Here is an 18,700-nt window from a genome sequence, read left to right as displayed (position 1 = left end):
CCCGTGACGATGGGCGCGAGCCAGGCGTGCCTGGTCTCGCCGATGCCCGGCACGCGCGACAGCCGCTGGCAGGCTCAGCGCCTGGCCTTTCAGCAGATCGTGGGAGCCTGCGTGGTCGAGCCCGGCTGCGAGGCGGTGACATTCTGGGACTTCACCGACAAGCACTCCTGGATCAACCACGACGGCGAGCCCGACGACGCGTTGCTGTACGACGGAGATCCCGTGGCCAAGCCAGCCTATGATGGCGCGCTGGACGGGCTGCGGGGGCTGCTCCCCGTGGCGGGGGAGGACTTCCGCGGCCATCCGGGACGTCGAGCGCGCTGCCGTCCGCCTCCCGGGCGCGGACCGCAGCGGCAGCTCCGTGTGTCAGAGCACATCACGCTGAGCGACCAGGAGGCGCGGAAGCGGCGCTCCGGGCCTACCTTTCAGGCCGCCGTCTGCGGTATCGCCACGTCTCCGCAGCGGCGCCGACCTGCGACCCCACGACAGGCGATGCCGTGTGGCTCGCGCCACCCGCCGCCCCGGACGCCGGAGGACGGTGTGTCCGACTTTACGCGCTTTGTAACGAGTCTTGACAAGCCTGCGTTCAGCTGGTACTCGAGCGTAGCGTCTGCGCGAACGCTGCTGGCGGCGTCAGCTGCGGGTGAGTTCTTGCCTCGCGGGGCGACGGACGCGCAGGGCTCGCACCCCGCTCACGAGTCGCTCACGCCGACGGTCCGCCATCACGCGCTGAAGTACCATGTCGCTGCAAGCATACCGCCGCCGTAGACCAGCTCGAGCAGCAGGGCGGGCGCGGCGGTGGGCGGCGGTATTTTACCTCGCGGACGCTGTCGCGGACACTGTTGTCGAAGGCGCCCTCTGATATAAGGTACACGCAGACCACCAGCTGGAGATCCGTTTATGACCGTTGTGACTGGCGACAAAGAGTACTTCCCTGGTGTTGGCAAGATCCCCTACGAGGGGCCTGAGTCCGACAACCCCCTCGCCTTCAAGTGGTACGATGCCAACCGAGTCGTCGCTGGCAAACCCATGAAGGACCACTTCAAGTTCGCCGTGTGCTACTGGCACACGTTCTGCGGTCGTGGGCACGATCCGTTCGGTCCGGGGACGATCAACTTCCCCTGGGACGAGGGCAAGGACGCGCTGACCCGCGCTCGTATGAAGATGGACGCGAACTTCGAGTTCATCACCAAGCTGGGCGCCACGCACTACTGTTTCCATGACATCGACCTGGTGGAAGAGGGCGACAGCCGCGCCGAGACGTCGCGCCGTCTCCAGGGCATCGTCGAGTACGCCAAGCAGAAGCAGTCGCAGTCGGGCATCAAGCTCCTGTGGGGCACGGCGAACCTGTTCTCCAACCCGCGCTACATGAACGGCGCCTCCACGAACCCGGATTTCTCCGTGGTCGCCTACGCCGGCGCTCAGCTCAAGGACGCCCTCGACGCCACCATCGCCCTGAACGGCGAGAACTACGTGTTCTGGGGCGGCCGTGAAGGGTACATGAGCCTGCTGAACACGGACATGAAGCGCGAGAAGGCTCACTTCGCTCGCTTCCTGACCATCGCTCGCGACTACGCGCGCTCGCGCGGCTTCAAGGGCACCTTCTTCATCGAGCCCAAGCCGATGGAGCCCTCGAAGCACCAGTACGACTTCGACGCCGAGACCGTGATCGGGTTCCTGCGCCAGCACGGCCTGGACAAGGACTTCAAGCTCAACCTGGAGACGAACCACGCGACGCTCGCTGGCCACACCATGGATCACGAGATGCAGGTCGCGGCGGACGCCGGGATGCTCGGCAGCATCGACGCCAACCGCGGCGACTACCAGAACGCGTGGGACACCGATCAGTTCCCCTACAGCATCAACGAGACCGTGGAGATGATGCTCATCCTGCTCCGCAGCGGTGGGTTCCAGGGTGGCGGCGTCAACTTCGACGCCAAGCGCCGTCGCAACTCGACGGATCTGGTCGACACCTTCCACGGGCACATCGGCGGCATGGACGTGTTCGCTCGCTCGCTCCTCATCGCCGACGACCTGATCCGCAAGTCGCCGCTCGAGTCGATGCGCAAGGCTCGTTACGCGTCGTTCGACAACGGCAAGGGCGCCGACTTCGAGCAGGGGAAGCTGACCCTGGAGCAGCTGGCCGAGCTCGGCAACGCCGGCGGTGAGGTCAAGCTCACGAGCGGTCAGCAGGAGCTCTACGAGAACATCGTCAATCGCTGGATCCGGTAAGCCGAGCGACCGAGGGGACGACAGCCGGGCGACGCGCGATGCGCGCCCGGCTGTTTTCTTTTGGGCGAGGGCGCCCCTCAGGTCGTCGGCCTGACCCGAGGGACGCTCGCCGCCGGCCCGACCGCGGGCCGGCTCACCTCAGGTAGCCCTCGATCGCTTCGTACCAGACGCCCGCCATCCGGGCGTAACCAGCCTGGTTGGGGTGGACCTGGTCACCGAGCTCGGACGTGGGGAAGCCCGCGAACTGATCGGCGAAGATGATGTGCGCGCCCGCGCTGGCCCGCTCCTCGACCAGCCCGGGGATGGCGGCGTTGAACGTGTTGACCGAGCTTGCGGCGAACGGCAGGGGAATGATGCTGCTCACGACGATCAGCGCGTCCGGCGCCTCGGCGATCAGCTCGTCCAGGAGGGCGCCCAGGCGGGCGTCGGCGCCGTTCGCGCTCGACACCATGTCATTGGTGCCCGCATGGAGCAGCACGATGTGCGGCATGTCTCTGAGCGCCGGGGTCGGCACGCGGTTGGCGATCTGCTGGATGGTCTCTCCGCTGATCCCCTCGTGATTGCGCGGGAACTGCGCGCCGTCGACCATCGCGGGGCCGTTCATCTGCTGCGTGCCGGTGAAGGTGATCTCGTGGCCATCCTGGTGGGCCAGGTGGAAGAGCTCGACCCGGTACCCGCCGTCGAAGCCGAGGCCAAAGGTGATCGAGTCCCCGAGGGGCAGGACCTTGCAAGGGCCCGTCTCGGGGCACGGCTGGAACCCTGGATCGGGAGAACCTCCACCTGTGCCCGAGCCGCTGGAAGTCGCGCTCGCGCTCGTGGACGTGCTCGCACCGGTGCCTTCACCGCTGCTCCCCGTCGTTGCTCCCGCGGGCGCCTGCCCGCCCGAGCCGGCGGTCGCCGTCGTGCTGCCCACTCCGCTCGTGGTCGAGGCGCCTTGCGACGCCCCACCCGTGCCCGCCGAGGTGCCGCTGGACGTGGCTCCTCCGGACCCGCCCGAGCCGTCGGACGGCTCATCCGAAGCGCTGGAGCAGGCCAGGGAACCGAGGAGGAGAAGGCTCGCGAGCGGAATCCCGCGGGCGAAGGCGCCGAGTGCGCCACGGCGAATGAGGAGCGGAGAGGTCAAGGTTGACATGTGAGCAGAGCTCCAGGTCTCAGGCGACCGATAGGGTGAAATTTTATATTTCAGACAGAAGCCCTGTGGGAGCTCGGCGCGACGCCAGACCCCCGCGCGGCCTCTGCGAGGAAGTGGCGGGAAGCGTAGGCAGCGCTCGCGGCGATGTCGTTCAAGTTCTCGGCGAAGGTTTTCAGGATCTCGACGCGCGGGATTTGATCACGCGGCGCAAGAGATTCGATGTGCGCGCTCGGGCACGCTTCATGCAAAACATCGCAGAGCACTGCAAAACATGGGAAAAGGCTCGTGCAGGAAACGCTTGACCCCTTGTTGCTCGACGTCGACGATGTTCCGGGGCGATCCCGAGCATGACCGCGGAGCTTTCAGCAAAGTACGGAGTGGCTCTCACCGGCTCGGACTGGGTCGGGCTGCCTCTCCGCATCGGGCACGTGCCCGAGAGCGGCCGGCTCGAGGGGCTCTCCGCGGATTCGGATGCGGTCCTGGTCTGGGCGGGAGGCCCGTCGCAGGTCACCATTCACTTCGCGGAGCCGACCTCGGAAGAGGCTCGGGAGCATTCCTTCGAGCGGCTGTCGGGCATGATGGATCTCTTGCCGCGGCGGACCAGGCTTCACAGCGTCGAGTGGCGGGGGCGGCCGTCCGTGTGCACGTCGGTGAACTTCCCCGCGGCGTCCATGTCAGCTCTCTGTTCGTCTCCGTCTCCCGTCCTGGCTCCGGAGCGGGGACCACGGTTTGGTCTCGTCGACGCCCACGTGGTCGACCTGGTTCATCGCCTGCAGGCGCAGGCCATGGGGCAGGAGTACTTTGGAGCCGTCTACGTGCAGTCGCTCTCCCTGGCGCTGGCTTCCTACCTCTCGGCCCGGTACGGGGCGGGGGCCAAGGCGGAGATCTCGCTGCGCAACGCGAGCCTCTCGAGCAGCCAGCGCGCTCAGATCGAGAAGTTCGTCGACAGCGAGCTTTCCTCGAACTTCGGGCTCGTCGACCTGGCGGGGCTGGTGGGCTACTCGCCGGACCATTTCTCGCGCCTGTTCAAGCACGCCTTTCAGCAGACTCCCTACCAGTATGTGCTATCACGCCGCGTCGAGAGGGCGATGACCATGCTCCGGGACGAGCGGCTGTCCATCGCCGAGATCGCTCTGGCCTGTGGCTTCTCGAATCAGGGGCACCTCACGACGGCGTTCAAGCGTCGCACCGGAACGACGCCTGGCGCGTATCGAAAGAGGTGAGCGCGCGGCCGGTCTCTCGTGGGGAAGGGGAGGCCCGATCGACGTGAGAGTGAACGCACGAGACGCGTACAAGCTCGCCGACGATCTGCCTGCGCGCGCGCCGCGCGCGGACGACCCGCCGCGGACCCCGGCGCCTTGACGGGGCAGCGGGCCCGCGGTATGTGCCAGTGGGCTGGATGGAGGTCTGTTCTCCAGTCCTTCTCCAGGGGGAGTGACCGTGATTGTGGCGGCCGAGGACGCACGGCGTCCGCCACACGTCGCGAGCGAGGGTGCCGCAGATGATCAAGATCTACAATTTCCCGCGCGGCGCTCGCGGCCTGCGCGCCATGTGGCAGTGCGAGGAGATGGGCTTGCCCTATGAGGTCGAGGCCGTCTCCTACCCGCCGAGCGAGGCCTATCGCGCGTTGAACCCGCTCGGCTCCGTGCCGTTCCTCGAGGATGAGGGCGGCGTGGCGATCAACGAGTCTGTCGCGATGATGCTCTACCTCGCGCAGAAGTACGGGCCCACGCCCCTCTTGCCCGGCAAGGACGACCCGGCGCTCGCGCGCGTGCTTCAGATGACCGTGTTCGGCGAGGCGACGATCGGGGCGGGGTTGAATCCGCTCATGGCCGCCCACTTCGGCGCGCCGGAGGCGGACAAGCGCAACTGGTCGGTGCGCTTGCAGGAAGCGCGCGTCGAGGAGTCCGCGCGCTTCGTGGCCGACATGCTCGGCGACAGCCCTTTCATCGCCGGGGCCGAGCTCACGCTGGCCGACATCTGCTTGAGCACCGCGTTCGGGATGTGGCGCGGCGCGCTCGGCAAGACGCTGCCGGACAGGCTCGCCGCCTACCACGAGCGGGTGGCCGCGCGGCCCACCTACCAGCGCGCGCGGGCGCGCTGCAATGGCCAGAGCGGCGCGCCGTGAGCAGGAGGGCGTCGCTCCCCTCGGCCCTCGGCCGGGGGGCGGGCCGCCTGGCGCCGCCGCTCCATCGTCGGCCTGGGCCCCAGAGGCTCCGCCCGTGAAGGCCGTCGAAGACCTCGCCGCGGTCGCCCGTTCCCCACCCGCCGTCGACCGTGCGCGCTTTTCCCCCTGGACATGCCGGCTGGAGAGGCGCGATAGTGCGAGGTTGAGCTCGACGCATTGTCAGTCCACCACCACGCCGTGAAGGGGCCGCTCCCGGGGCGGGCGGTGGGCCTTCCAGGGGCATTGAACGATGAGCAAACGTGCGCTGCTCGTGGGGATCGATCGGTACGCGCATGAACCCCTGCAGGGCTGCGTGCAGGATATGTACGCCGTCCACGACTTCTTGATCGGGGAAGGGGGCTTCGCCGACTACCAATGCCTGACCTTGCCGAACGAGTATGCCCATAAGGGCGCGATCATGCAGGGCCTCGACTGGCTCGTGGAGAACGCCGAGCCCAGCGAACATCTCCTCTTTTACTTCAGCGGGCACGGCAGCCAGATCGTGACGCTCGACGCGGACGAGGAGATCGATGGGCGCGACGAGGTCCTGTGCGCCTACGGCTTCGACGAGTCCGACAGGACGGCCATCCGGGACAAGGAGCTCGCCCGAGCGCTCGAGAGGCTGCCGGAGGGCGCGCGCGTGCTCTGCATCCTCGACGTGTGCCACGCGGGCGGCATGGCCAGGGGAGAGCACCGCGCTTCCAAGGCCTTCCCCCTCTCAGATCACGCGCGACGGCTGAACGCGCGCGGGGCGGAGCTCGGGATCCAGCTCCGCGGCTTCGGGGGCGGAGGCCACGCGCGCCGCCTCGTCCTGCTCGCGGGCTGCGAGGAGCGCGGCAGCTCGTACGAGATCCGCCTGCACGACAAGCGCGGAGGCGCGTTCACGGACGCCTTGCTCCGCGAGCTCCGGCGCCCCGGCGGCCTGACGAAGGATCTGCGCGCCGTCATCGACGCGGTCCGGGCGTACCTCGACGCCGCGGGCCTCAACCAGGTTCCGGGCTGCCACCTGCCCGACGATCTGTACGGAGCCGGCATTCTGGGAGGCGTCTGGCGGTGACGGCCATGTCCCCTCCCTCGTTTCCATCAAGGAGCGCGCGCATGCACCGACTCTACCGCCTGGTCCTCGGGCTCTCGCCCCTGGCGGCGCTCGTCGCCCCGGGCTGCGAGAGCGAGCCCGACATAGCGAAATACCTCGTCGTCTCCCCCGCCGTTCGGCAACCCGAGTCGCCGTCGCTCGGGACCATCGTGATGGTGCAGCAGCGAGGCGGCGCCTTCCTTCGCATCAAGACCGTCGGCGGCACGCACGTGCTCGCCGGCGACGACGCAGGCGCGGCGGCGGACGAGCAATCGTGCGCGCGCGCCCTCGTCGATACGCCCATGTTCCTCAACGTGCTGCCGAGCGACGTCGAGTGCGAGCTGGTCGTCGACCTGATCGGGGCCGGGGACGGAGGGACAGGCGAGGAGTGCTCGGGCGAGATCCTCGCGAGTCGGCTCGTCCCGATCACCACGAGACGCCAGAACAGCGCCGAGGCAGCCAGCGGCGGAGGCGCGACGGGTGGAGGTGCCTCGGGCGGGGGCGGGGGCGGCGCCGGGACAGGCGACGCGGGGGAGACGGGCGGCGCTGCGGGCGCCGGTGGTTCGGGAGGAGAGCGCTGAGATGAATCTTGCACGAAGCTCGAGCGAGCCGCGCGCGGCGCGCCGTGGTCTCCGCAGGGCAGCGAAGCTCCTCGCGGTCCTCGCCGGTGTGGCATCGATGTCGATCGCGACGGGCGCGGAGGCGCAGCCCAGGCCGCCGACCGCCGAGCCTGTCACGAGCCACTGCCCAGCGGCCGCTCCACCGAAGGAGTGCGCCGACAAGATCGCGAAGGCGATCGAGGGCAAGATCGCCATGGCCCCGCAATGGCGTGATGCCCTGGACAATGGGCTCACAGGGATCCCGGCGGGAGCGCGCGCGGATTTGAAGCAGCAAGCGGGAGATGCCGTGAAGGGGGCGCAGGACGCCCTGGCGAAGATCACCGGCGACCGAGTAGACGCCATCAGGGGATTGGCGGCCAGCGCGGCCAGCGTGGACAAGGCGCAGGAGACAGCGAAAGCGCTGTACACGGAGTACCTGGACTTCGTCACCCTGTGGACGAAGGCCCATGACGCGATCAAGGCGGCCAGCGTCGCGCCTGTCGTCGGCGGCGCGACGGAGGGCGCCGGAGCGGGGGGCGCCGGGGAGCTCGCGGACGAGGGCAAGGCGACCCTGGAGATCTGCGCGAAGCAGTGCCTCGCCCCCGGCGCGTTCTGCATCGACGCCCGGAGCGGGGAGCCCTTCTGCGAGGGCCTGCGCGGGGCGACGTACGATCTGCCCGACTCGCTCCGGCCCGGCGAGCGCATCGCCGTGCGCGTGATCGGAAAGGAAGCGGAAGACGAGGGGAAGGTGAAGCTCGCCCTCAACTTCGCCGCCTCCCCCGAGTTCCTCTTCAACCCGCCGCCGCCCTCAGCGGCCCTGTCGAAAGGTCCCCTCGCGCTGACCGTGGTCGAGGAGCAGAACGTCCAGGTCCCCGACGACAGCAGCGTCGCGTTTCTACGGATCGTGTTCACCCGGACCGACGGAAAGCTCACAGCCCCCGTCGAGTACCGGACCCCCGTCGATCACGGCCAGTACTACCTCGAGGCCGGCATCCTGCTGCCGATCGTGGTCGACGGCTCGCGGCGCGTCGTCACCACGCCCATCCCGAGCACCGGCGGGGAGAGGATGTACTCGATCGCCGAGAACTGGAGCGTCAATCCGTCGATCGTGCTCAACGTCTTCCCCGGCGGGCGGCGGCGCGGGTTCGTCTCGTCGTATCAGGGCTGCCTCTGGTGCGCGGGCTTCTGGGGCGATTTTCTGGGGCTGCAGGCGGGCGTGGATCTCGACCTCGGCGAGCCGTTCGATCGCATCTTCATGGGCGTCGTGCTCCAGCCGGTCGCCGGCCTGAGCATCAACTCGGGCCTGGCGCTCGTCGAGCAGGAGTTCTTGCCCCCGGGCTACGCCGTGGGCATGCCTGTCACGTCAGGGGAGACGCTGACGCCGCAGCCCCATTACAGGTCGCGCTTCTACTTCGGCGCGACGCTCACGCTCGACATCATCAACACGGTCGCGACAGCGACGCGCGCGGCACAGAAGCTGTTCTAGCCTGGAGCGGCTTGCCCCGGCGCTTTCCACGCCCGGCGCCGAGCCGCGGAGGCCGCGCCCCGCCGCGCCCTTCACCAGCGGAGCTCGGCCGGCAGGAACTCCGCGATCAGGTCCTCGTAGAACGGCTTCAGCCGCCCCACGTCCGGCGGGGCGTCGGCCTTCGAGTACAGGTCGTACGGGTTGAACCGCCGCACCCACTCCATCATCCGCCGATCTTGCTCGTTCATCAGGTGCGCATAGGCGCCCTCGCGGTGCGCCGCGTAAAACGAGTGATATCGGATCATGTAGAGCGCCTCGAGCGGCAGGTGGTCCTTCACCACATGATACAGGTACTCGTCGTGCCCCCACGACATGTGTACCCGGGAGAGCCCCGCGCCCTCCTCGTAGATCCCGCACGGCGTCTGGTACGCCGGGTTCGCCCTGTCCGGGTTCCGCGCGAAGAGCTCGGGGAAGACGATCCGGTCCGAGGTCGCGCAGCCAACCGGGAAGGTGTCGCCCACCACCGCCCACTGCGGCTCGCCCCACGTGCACAGGATCTTCCCGGCGTCGTGGATCAGCGCGGTCAGCACGAACCACCGCGGCTGCCCGTCCCGCCGCGCCGCCTCGGCGGACTGGAGCGCATGCGCGACCTGCGACAGCTCCGTGTCCGGATCGCTGTCGTCGACCACCTGATCGAGCAGCTCGAGCGCCTCCCACATGCCCATCCGGCGCCGGTCGAGGCCGAGGTACTGCCGCTCTTTCTCCTGCACGAAGGCGAGCGTCTGCCCCTCGTGGTTCAGCCGGTAAAGCTCCTGCACGCTCGGCCGCGCCTCGGCGCGGTAATCGCGGAAGGCCGAGATTTCCTTCTTTTCCGCTGCTCCGCGCGCGGCGCTCCCCTCCACGCCCGACGTCTGCTCACGCATCGCTGTCTTTCATAGCGTGACCACCCTCGCCAGCGCCAGCGCCCTCGCGTCGCCGCGCGGGTCCCGAGCGGCTCGATGCGGCGGCGCTGGCGCCGCGCCCCACACCGGGCCAGCGCTGGCCCATGTCGCCCCGTCCCGCGCCGCGAGCGCGTCTGCGTCGCACCTACGCTGGCGCCATCTACAGCCTATTGCGGGGCCGCACGCTTTGGCCGCACCATGGGCCCGTGTGACGTGGGCGGAGGGCCGAGCGCGGCCCGGCCCGGCATCGCGGGGGGAAGGCATCTTGTTGATCTCGTCGACGAAGAAGAACTCTTCGGGGAGCTCCGCGCTCGCTCCGTCCCTCGGCGGCGCCGCGCCGCGCGCCGCCCGCCCGTCCGCTCGTCCGCCCGCCGCGCCCGCCGCGCCGGCCGCGCCCGAGCGCCCGGTCGCCGCGTCATGAGCGCCTCCACCCCGCCGCTCCCCGCCTCGATGTCCCCGTTCCTCGGGAGCTTCCGCGAGGTACACCGGCTCGTCGAGCGCGTCCCCGGCTTGGTAGTGCTCAAATCTGGCCAGAGAGAGTTCACATGAAGGCGGGAAGACGGGAAGATCATTGATCTTTTCTTCCCGCCTTCCCGCCTTCATGTTCAATTTTGAGCACTACCCCCGGCTTCGTCCTGCTGCCCGTCGAGGTCCCCGGCCCGGACGTCGGCCGCGCGCTCGGCGACTTCCTGACCCGGGAGGGGCGCCGCGCGACGGTGATCGAGCCGCGCGACCACGAGGCCACCTGGAACGATCTCGTCTCCGCCCTCTACGGGGCAGAGCCCGAGCCGAGGGGCGTCGTGATCCTCATCGGCTCCGACCCGCCGCGCGACCCCGCGCGCGCGGGCCTCAGGCTCCTCAACCAGCACCAGCGGCACGACACGCTGTCGAGCCGCCTCGGCTGCCCGCTGATCTGGTGCGGCTCGCCGGGCTTCCTCGCCCTGTGCCGGGAAGAAGCGCCCGACTTCTGGGCCACCCGCACCACCGAGATCCGCCTCGCCGAGGAGCCCGCCTCGAGCGCCCTCGACACGGCAGCGCACCGCCTCAAGGCCGCCGCCTGCTCGCAGCGCACGCCGCCGCGCGTCGAGCGCGCCGTCGAGCGCCCCGGCGACGCCGCTCGCCACGGCCTCGAGGCGGCGCGGGCCCGGGGCGATCATCGGACCGCCGGCGCGTCGTCGCCTGGCGGCGCGGCGGCGCTCGTCGACGCGCTGCTCGCGGAGGGCGCGCTGGACGACGCCGCGCGCGCCGTCGCCGAGGCGCTCGACAGCGCCCGCGGCGGCGGCGCGGCGGAGCCCCCGGCGGAGCTGCTCCTGCGCCAGGCGATCGTCGAGCGGCGCCGGGGCCACGCCGTCGCCGCGGCGGCGACCCTCGGCGCCCTGCTCGCGCGGCCGGGCGCCGCGCCGGCGGTGCGCCTGCGCGCCGAGCTCGAGATCGCCGGCCTGCTCGAGGACGGCGGCGACCTCGCCCGCGCCGAGGCGAGCTACCGCGAGGCGCTCGCGCTGGCGCGGCAGGTCGGCGACGCGGAGCCCGAGGCCCGCGCGCTGATCGGCGCCTTCAGGATCGCGGCGCGCACGGGGCGGGCCGCCGAGGCCGAGGGGCCGCTCGCCGAGGCGCGCGCCATCGCGGAGCGGCTCGGCGACCGCGCCCTCGAGGCCTCCGCCGTGGCAGCCCAGGCGCTCGCGGCGATCGGGCGGCACGACGCCCAGAAGGGCCGCGAGCGGATCTCCGAGGCCAAGGCGCTCCACGCCGCGGGCGCGCGGCAAGGCGCCGCCGCGTCGCGCGCCGGCGCCGGCTCCGAGCGCGAGGTGGGGCCCGTGGACGTGCTCATCGTCACGGCGCAGAAGGACGAGCTCGAGGCGGTGCTCGCGCTCGGCGACGGCGGCGAGGGCGAGGGGGGCGACCGCGCGTGGCGCGAGCGCCGCGACCTCGGCGGCTTCCGCTACTACCGGCGCACCCTCCCGAGCGCGCGCGGCGGCCCCCTCGTCGTGACCGCCGCGTGGATCGGCCAGGCGGGCCTGCGCACCGCGGCGATCCGGGGGCAGCACCTGCTCGCCGAGCTCGACCCGGCGTGCCTCGCGATGTGCGGCGTCTGCTTCGGCGACCCGCGGAAGGTGGCGCCCGGCGACGTGATCGTGGCGGACCAGCTCTACAGCTTCGACCAGGGCCGGCGCGCCGCGCAGCCGGGCAACGACGCGGAGCTCTGCCACGACCTCCGCGCCTTCAACCTCCAGGCCGCGTGGAAGATGGACGCCGCCTACCTCGCGCGCGAGCTCGACCTCTCGGCGCTCTCCCGCGCGCGCCCGCCCTCCAGGGCGGCCGAGCGGCGGTGGCTCCTGCACGCGCTCCACGCGCACGAGACCGAGGGCGGGCCGACCCCCGTGGCGCACCCGGAGCGGCGGCGCGCCTGCCCGGGGTGGACCGCGCGGCTCCAGGAGGCGCTCCAGGACGGCCTCGTCTCGATGAAGGGCGGCGCGCTCGGCCTGACGCAGGCGGGGCGCGAGAAGGTGCTCGAGGAGCGGCTCCTCTACCCGGACGCGCTGCCCGCCGATCCGCCGCTCCGCGTGCACGTCGGGGCGATCGCCAGCTTCACGGCGGCCGCGCCCGACCCGGGCGTCTGGGACCGGCTGCAGCGCGTCGTGCCGGGCACGCTCGGCCTCGAGGCGGAGGTCGCGGCCGTCGGCGATCTCGCGGCCCGCTTCCCTCGGCGCGCGATCCTGATGCGGGCGGCGGGCGACAGCGCCGGCCCGCACGGCGACGACAGCCTCCGCGCCTTCGCGTGCCGCGCCTCGGCGGCGGCCCTGCTCGCGTTCCTGCAGCAGCACCTCGCGCCCGAGCCGCGGCTCGATCGACCTTCGGTGCGCGAGCCGCCGGAGGCGCGCGAGCCCGCGCTCGGCGACGACGGCGAGCGCCACCCGCGCGAGCGGGAGCTCGCCCTCGAGGAGCGGCGCGACGGCCTCCTCGACCGCGTCGAGCGCGTGGCGCTCCTGCGCGACCCCGCCGCGGCCGTGACGAAGCACCGGGCGCCCCCGCCCTTCGCGGGCGTGCTCGAGGTCGCGGTGCAGGACGGCCGGCGCGTCGACGTCCGGGTGATCGGCGTGCTCGACCGGTCGATCACCGAGGAGCTCGTCACGCGGTACGTGACCGAGGTGGAGCACCGCTTCCGGCAGCAGGACCCGTACCTGCGCTCCACGCTGGTCCACACCGACCCGCAGGCCCCGCCCGACCTCGCCCGGAGCGCGGCGCGCCGCGGCGTCGTGCTGAAGAGCTTCTCCGAGTTCCAGGGGCTCATCGACTTCGGCCGGTACCTCGCGTGGCAGACCGATCGCATCGAGGCGGACCCGTCGTACCCGCCGTGGCTCTACGTCGAGCAGCCGGCGGTGGTGAGCCTCGGCGACCGCGAGAAGAGCGCGACCGAGAGCGCGCTCGACGCGCTGTGGCGGCTGCTCGACGCGCCCCACCGGCGCTTCGCGCTGGTGCTCGGCGACTTCGGCGCCGGCAAGACGTTCCTCCTGCGCGAGCTCTCCCGGCGCATGGCGCGGGAGAAGCACCCGCTCGTGCCCGTGCTCATCGAGCTCGGCCGCATCGAGAAGCAGCGCTCGCTCGACTCGCTGCTCGCGCAGCACTTCGCGCTCGCGAACGAGCCGGTCGACCTGCGGGCCTTCCGGTACATGCTCGGCGAGGGGCGGATCGCGCTGCTCTTCGACGGCTTCGACGAGCTCGCCCTGCGGCTCACCTACGACCGCGCGCTGGAGCACTTCGACACGGTCGTCCAGGCGGCGGAGGGGATCGCGAAGGTCGTCGTGACCAGCCGGACGCAGCACTTCCTCACCGATCCGCCGATCAAGCGGGAGCTCGCCCGGCGGGCGGAGCAGCTGCAGGGCTACCGGCTGGTGCAGCTCCAGGGGTTCGGGGAGAAGCAGATCCAGCGGTTTTTGGGCAACCTGAGCCCGGAGCCCGCGGAGGCCGAGGCGCGCTACCGGCTGCTCCACGAGGTCAAGGACCTGCTCGGCCTGTCGGAGAACCCGCGCATGCTCGGGTTCATCGCGAAGATCGAGCCGGACAAGCTCCGGCAGGCGAAGGCGCGGACCGGGACGATCACGGCGGCGAAGCTGTACGAGGTGCTCGTCGAGCAGTGGCTCGACCACGAGCACGCGCGCGCGAACCCGCGGGGCGCGCCGCGCGGCATCCCCCGCGACGCGCTGCGGGCCGCGATGACGACGCTGGCGCGGCTGCTCTGGGACCGGAACACGCCCGCGGTCGCGCTCGGCGAGCTGCCGGAGAGCCTGATCAAGGGCGCGCAGCCGCCCGACGCCCCGCCGCTCGAGCGGGCGATCATCGAGCACCTGATCGGCTCGGGCTCGCTGCTCGTGCGCGACGCGGACGGGGCGTTCTCGTTCGTCCACAGGTCGGCGCTGGAGTGGCTCGTGGCCGAGGCGGCGGCGCGCGAGGTGAAGGCGACGGGCGACAGCGCGGCGCTCGGCGCCGACGAGATGAGCGAGCTCATGGTCGACTTCTTCGTGTCGCTCGCGGGGCGCGGCGCGGCGGCGTCGTGGGCGCAGCGGATCCTCCACGGCGCGGCCGAGGGCAACGCGAAGGACAACGCGCTGCGCGTCGCGCGCTGGCTGGCCAAGGACGACGGGGCCCGCGACGACCAGGGAGGGGAGCTCCGGGACGACACCGACGTGGCGGTCGGCGTCAACCTGGCCGGGCAGGACCTGAGCGGGTGCAACCTCGCCTGCGCCGATCTGCGGAAGGCCGATCTCACGCAGGCGAACCTCTGGAGCGCCACGCTGGTCGAGGCCCGGCTTGCCGGCGCGTCGCTCGGCGCGGCGCTGCTCGCGCGGGCGGATCTCACCGGCGCCGACCTCCAGGGCGCGGATCTCCGCGGCGCGGATCTCTCGTTCACCCGGCTGGTCGGGGCGGATCTGACGCGCGCCGATCTCACGGACGCGCAGCTGCGCGGCGCCAAGCTCATCGGCGCCCGCGGGGTGTCGGTCGCGTCGCTGGCCGCGGACGGCGCGGCGCTGGCCGCGGAGGGCGCCGCGCCGCCGCGGCCGCGCGAGGCCGATCCGATGTGGGCGCCGGCCTCGCCGTGCAACGCGGTGGCGTGGAGCCGGCTGGGCGATCTCCTGGCGGCGAGCCACGAGGACGGCTCGGTCCGGCTCTGGGACGCGGTCACCGGGCAGGCGATCCGGGCGATGCACGGGCACCACGGCGCGGCGATGACCGTGGCGTTCAGCCCGGATGGCCTCCTGCTCGCGTCGGGCTCCTCGGACCGGACGGTGCGCCTGTGGGAGGTCGCTACAGGCCGCGCGCTGACCACGCTCGAGGGCCACTCGCACGGGGTCCGCAGCGTCGCGTGGAGCCCGGACGGCCTGCTGCTCGCGTCGGGGTCGTCGGACAAGACGGTGCGCCTGTGGGAGGTCGCGACCGGCCGCCTGCTCCGCGCGTTCAAGGGCCACACGCTCGGGGTCCGCAGCGTCGCGTTCAGCCCGGATGGCCAGACGCTCGCGTCGGGCTCGTCGGACAAGACGGTGCGCCTGTGGCGGGTCCGGAGCGGCCACGCGCTGCGCTGCCTCGAGGGGCACACCGACTGGGTCCTCGGCGTCGCGTGGAGCCCGGACGGCCACGCCCTCGCTTCGGGCTCCTCGGACCGCACCGCGCGCCTGTGGGACGCGGGGAGCGGCCGCTCGCTCCGCGCCTTCACGGGGCACACCGACTGGGTCTTCGGGGTCGCCTGGAGCGCCGACGGCCTCACGCTCGCGTCGGGGTCGCTGGACCGGTCGGTGCGCCTGTGGGAGCCCGGGAGCGGCCGCGCGCTCCGCGTGCTCGAGGGCCACAAGCACGGCGTGTGCAGCGTGGCGTTCAGCCCGACCGGCCAGACGCTCGCGTCGGGGTCGCGCGACAAGACGGTGCGGCTCTGGGAGGTCGCCCGGGGCCACGCCCTGCGCAGCTTCGAGGGCCACACCGACTGGGTCCTGCACGCGGCGTTCAGCCCGGATGGCCACACGCTCGCGTCGGCGGCCGACGACAGGACGGTGCGCCTCTGGGAGGTCGGGAGCGGCCGCGCGCTGCGCACGTTCAAGGGCCACACGCACGGGATCCGCAGCGTGGCGTTCAGCCCGGATGGCCACGCGCTCGCGTCGGGCTCGGACGACAAGACGGTGCGGCTCTGGGACGTCGCCCGGGGCCGCCTCCTGCGCTCGTTCGAGGGCCACGCGCACGCGATCCGCGCCGTGGCGTTCAGCCCGGAGGGCGAGACGCTCGCGTCGGCGTCGGACGACAGGACGGTGCGCCTCTGGGACATCGAGAGCGGCCGCGCGCTGCGCACGTTCGAGGGGCACGCGCACCGGGTGTGCAGCGTGGCGTGGAGCCCGGTCGGGCTGACGCTGGCGTCGGGCTCGGACGACAGGACGATGCGCCTCTGGGAGGTCGCCCGGGGCCGCGTGATCCGCACGTTCGAGGGGCACACCGACGGGATCCGCGGCGTGGCGTTCAGCCCCGACGGCCTGCTGCTCGCGTCGGGCGCGGACGACCGGGCGGTGCGCCTCTGGGAGGTCGGGAGCGGCCGCGCCCTCATCGCCTTCGAGGGGCACACCCGCGGCGTTCGCGGCGTGGCCTGGAGCCCGAGCAGCCAGCTGCTCGCGTCGGGGTCCTCGGACAAGACGGTGCGTCTCTGGGACGTGCAGCGGGGTCGCGTCCTCCGCACCCTGGAGGGCCACAAGGCCTCTGTCCAGGGCGTCGCCTTCAGCCCCGACGGCGCCCTCCTCGCCTCCGCGTCCGCCGACGGCACCCTCCGTCTCTGGGACGTCGCCCTTGGCACCTGCCTCGCGATCCTCCTGCCCTGTCCGGAGGGGTGGGCCGCGTTCAGCCCTGACGGCCGCTACAAGCTCGGCGGCGACATCGCCGGCTCCTTCTGGCACGTGATCGGACTCTGCCGCTTCGAGCCAGGCGAGCTCGACCCGTACTTGCCGAGCCCCCTGCGCATTCCGGGCGAGGAGCCCCTCTGGTCAGGAGCGTGAGCGTCGAGCGTCAGCGCGCCTCGGGCGTCGGCGGCCTCCCTTCGCTCGCCCGGTCATGGCGAGCGCCGCCGTCGCGAGGGCGAGGGCCTCGAGCGCCCCGTCGAGCGCGGGCTGGCGTGCCGCGACAGCACACCCGCCGGACGCCGGCGGCTCGCCTGCCGGAGGCTCGGACAGACCCGCTTCGGCGGCGCGCTCCACGCTCGCGCCCGCGCCACCGGCTCGCTTGCTCGCGGCGGCGGTGCCCGCGCCGCCTTTGCTCGTCGAGGGAGCGCCGCCGGTGAAGCGCGTGCCCACCTCACCGATCCGGGAGCCTTCACCGCCATCGCCGGCGGAGAGGCGCATGGGGCCTGCGCCTTCATCGCCGGTGAAGCCCTCCGTGCCGCCGGCGCCGCCACCAGAGCCGCCCTCGCCGCCTGTCCCGCTCGACCCGTCGTCGACAGCGAACAGCGTGTTCCCCATCACCACGTACCAGGCGCCGTCGAGCCAGCGTGCGTGTCCCAGGTGCGAGCTGACCTCGCGCGGCGCGGCCCCGGGCGCGGCGAGGTAGCGCCTCGGCGGGTTGAGGAACATCACCTCGCCCGTGTCGCTGATGCCGTCGTGGCCGAGGCGCGTGGGCGGGTCGTCGAGCCGGCTGGCGGTGGCGAAGAAGCTGAGCTGGCGCAGCTCCCCTGTCGGCGTCCTCAACCAGACCTGCTCCGAGCCGAGCGAGCCCCGCAGAAAAGCGATGTAGCCGGCGTGGAGCTGGTAGGCGCCTGTCTGGGCGCCCTCGGGGCGCGCGGCCGGGGCGGCGCCGAGCGGCAGCTCCCCCGACGGCGTGGCCAGGATCGTTTGATACACATTGCGCTGGATCTCCTTCGCGAAGACCACGTTGAGCCCGTCCGTCGCGGGGCGTGTGATCTTGTCCCTGCTGCTCGCCAGCAGCGTGCTCGTTCCAGCGATGCGCGTGTAGAGCGACGCGCCGCGGTCCACATAGGCGACGCGCCCGTCCTCGGCGACATCGAAGCTGAACGGATCCAGCGCGGTGCTGAGCACGAGCTCGTCGGTGCCCGACACGAGGTCGCGCAGGTAGGTGCCGCTCCCCGAGTAAGCCATGTAATCGCCGCTCACGAAGGCGATGCGGCCGTGCGCCGTCAGCTTCAGCAGGGCGCCGTCCCGCCACTCGTACACGGCGGGCCCGACGCCCGCGCTGTCCGCCGGCGCCGGCGCCTCCAGCGCGGCGCCGGCGCGGGTGAGAAACGCCCTCATGGAGTCCTCGAACCGGAGGGGATAGGGGATCGTGAGGATGGGCGTGATGGTTCGAGTCGCCCGATCGAGCACGGCGAGCCGCATCTGCGCGTTGATGAACAGGATGCGCGAAGCGTCGAAGTCGAGGATGCGGCCAGGCACCTCGTCGAGCGCCGTGAGCAGCGGGCTGCCGTCGACGTGGACCTTGGCTCCCAGGAGGGTCCTGCTCATCCAGTTATCGAGCACGGTGAACCGCAGCTCGAACGTCTTGCCGTCGAGCGCGCTGAGGTCGACGAAGGTGTCGATGGCCGACGTGGCGCGCGCGAGCTCGACCGAGGTCGTCGTGCCCTGGATGAGAGCGTTGACACGGATGAGGCAGTCCTCCGGATGATCATCGACGCAGGTCGCGGCGACCCGGAGCGTCCCCGTATGGGCGACCGTCTCGTGCCTCGGCGCCAGGATCTGGAGGCTGGGCGGAGCGTCGATGATCACGGTGTGCTGCGCGGACGCGCTGGCGCCCGCGACGTCGGTCGCCGTGACGGTGAGGACGTGCTCGCCGTGCGGCAGCCCGAAGACCGTGAGGTCCCCCTGGTAGGTAGTGCCCCCGGTGTTCGTGAGGATCACGGAGCTCGTGCCGAGCTGCGCCAGCACGCGCGTTACCTGGAGCGTGGAGCTCACCTCGGCGCGGACGTGGACCCCATCGGACGCCCACCAGCGCCCTGCGGGCGGCACGATGTTCACGGCGACGGCCGCCCAGGCCGCGCGCGCGGGCAGCATCGCGAGCGCGCAGACCAGCGAGATCATCAGAACGCGGATAGTTCGCATGTTTCTCCTCACCTCATG

11 protein-coding genes are annotated in these 18,700 nt (G+C 71.8%); 8 read left to right on the top strand and 3 right to left on the bottom strand.

Annotated elements, in window-relative coordinates:
* Nucleotides 1–9: 9 nt before the first annotated feature.
* Together WME85_RS31045 and xylA are read left to right on the top strand one after the other, a co-directional pair.
* Entirely contained in the window at nt 10–768 is a 759-nt protein-coding gene (locus WME85_RS31045; protein ID WP_437842394.1) for an endo-1,4-beta-xylanase, read from the top strand.
* Nucleotides 769–900: 132 nt separating this feature from the next.
* Nucleotides 901–2,232 carry a xylose isomerase gene (xylA, locus tag WME85_RS31040; RefSeq protein WP_437826533.1) on the top strand — a complete coding sequence of 444 codons (1,332 nt, stop codon included), beginning with the start codon at nt 901–903 and terminating at the stop codon, nt 2,230–2,232.
* A 133-nt stretch (nt 2,233–2,365) separates the two neighbouring features.
* Here the strand turns inward: xylA and WME85_RS31035 are convergent, their stop codons facing one another.
* The gene (locus tag WME85_RS31035) at nt 2,366–3,145 is read right to left on the bottom strand and encodes an SGNH/GDSL hydrolase family protein (RefSeq protein ID WP_437826531.1); all 780 of its coding nucleotides are present in this window, start codon (nt 3,143–3,145) and stop codon (nt 2,366–2,368) included.
* Nucleotides 3,146–3,741: 596 nt separating this feature from the next.
* Between WME85_RS31035 and WME85_RS31030 the strand changes: the two genes are divergently transcribed.
* From WME85_RS31030 to WME85_RS31010, 5 genes are all read left to right on the top strand, one after another.
* A complete protein-coding gene (locus WME85_RS31030; protein WP_437826529.1) occupies nt 3,742–4,587 on the top strand; it encodes a helix-turn-helix domain-containing protein in 846 nt (281 codons plus the stop codon).
* A gap of 278 nt (nt 4,588–4,865) precedes the next feature.
* Nucleotides 4,866–5,492, top strand: coding sequence for a glutathione S-transferase family protein (locus tag WME85_RS31025; protein WP_437826527.1), 627 nt, complete (start codon nt 4,866–4,868; stop codon nt 5,490–5,492).
* Between the two features lie 289 nt (nt 5,493–5,781).
* Nucleotides 5,782–6,588 (top strand): caspase family protein, encoded by an 807-nt coding sequence (locus tag WME85_RS31020; RefSeq protein ID WP_437826525.1) that lies wholly within the window; start codon nt 5,782–5,784, stop codon nt 6,586–6,588.
* Nucleotides 6,589–6,629: 41 nt separating this feature from the next.
* Nucleotides 6,630–7,187 carry a hypothetical protein gene (locus WME85_RS31015; protein ID WP_437826523.1) on the top strand — a complete coding sequence of 186 codons (558 nt, stop codon included), beginning with the start codon at nt 6,630–6,632 and terminating at the stop codon, nt 7,185–7,187.
* A gap of 1 nt (nt 7,188) precedes the next feature.
* Nucleotides 7,189–8,691, top strand: a complete 1,503-nt coding sequence (locus tag WME85_RS31010) for a hypothetical protein (protein ID WP_437826521.1) — start codon at nt 7,189–7,191, stop codon at nt 8,689–8,691.
* 71 nt (nt 8,692–8,762) lie between these two features.
* Here WME85_RS31010 and WME85_RS31005 read toward each other — a convergent pair whose 3' ends face one another.
* Entirely contained in the window at nt 8,763–9,593 is an 831-nt protein-coding gene (locus WME85_RS31005) for an inositol oxygenase family protein (RefSeq protein ID WP_437826520.1), read from the bottom strand.
* 629 nt (nt 9,594–10,222) lie between these two features.
* Here WME85_RS31005 and WME85_RS31000 point away from each other — a divergent pair.
* Complete coding sequence (locus tag WME85_RS31000) at nt 10,223–16,633, top strand: pentapeptide repeat-containing protein (RefSeq protein ID WP_437826518.1); 6,411 nt, start codon at nt 10,223–10,225, stop codon at nt 16,631–16,633.
* On the opposite strand, the gene WME85_RS30995 is transcribed toward WME85_RS31000, so the two are convergent.
* Nucleotides 16,622–18,682, bottom strand: coding sequence for a hypothetical protein (locus WME85_RS30995; RefSeq protein ID WP_437826516.1), 2,061 nt, complete (start codon nt 18,680–18,682; stop codon nt 16,622–16,624). The genes WME85_RS31000 and WME85_RS30995 overlap by 12 nt on opposite strands.
* Between the last annotated feature and the right edge of the window lie 18 nt (nt 18,683–18,700).

The organism is Sorangium sp. So ce1153 (assembly GCF_051521595.1).
Lineage (GTDB): Bacteria > Myxococcota_A > Polyangia > Polyangiales > Polyangiaceae > Sorangium.
Note: the sequence above shows the minus strand (reverse complement) of the source record. Positions and strands in the feature narration are given on the sequence as shown.

What these genes read in the sequence shown, in the direction of transcription:
- WME85_RS31045 (WP_437842394.1), top strand. Translation starts at nt 10, where the DNA reads ATGGGCGCGAGCCAGGCGTGCCTGGTCTCGCCGATGCCCGGCACGCGC.
- xylA (WP_437826533.1), top strand. Translation starts at nt 901, where the DNA reads ATGACCGTTGTGACTGGCGACAAAGAGTACTTCCCTGGTGTTGGCAAG.
- WME85_RS31025 (WP_437826527.1), top strand. Translation starts at nt 4,866, where the DNA reads ATGATCAAGATCTACAATTTCCCGCGCGGCGCTCGCGGCCTGCGCGCC.
- WME85_RS31020 (WP_437826525.1), top strand. Translation starts at nt 5,782, where the DNA reads ATGAGCAAACGTGCGCTGCTCGTGGGGATCGATCGGTACGCGCATGAA.
- WME85_RS31015 (WP_437826523.1), top strand. Translation starts at nt 6,630, where the DNA reads ATGCACCGACTCTACCGCCTGGTCCTCGGGCTCTCGCCCCTGGCGGCG.
- WME85_RS31010 (WP_437826521.1), top strand. Translation starts at nt 7,189, where the DNA reads ATGAATCTTGCACGAAGCTCGAGCGAGCCGCGCGCGGCGCGCCGTGGT.
- WME85_RS31005 (WP_437826520.1), bottom strand. Translation starts at nt 9,593, where the DNA reads ATGCGTGAGCAGACGTCGGGCGTGGAGGGGAGCGCCGCGCGCGGAGCA.
- WME85_RS30995 (WP_437826516.1), bottom strand. Translation starts at nt 18,682, where the DNA reads ATGCGAACTATCCGCGTTCTGATGATCTCGCTGGTCTGCGCGCTCGCG.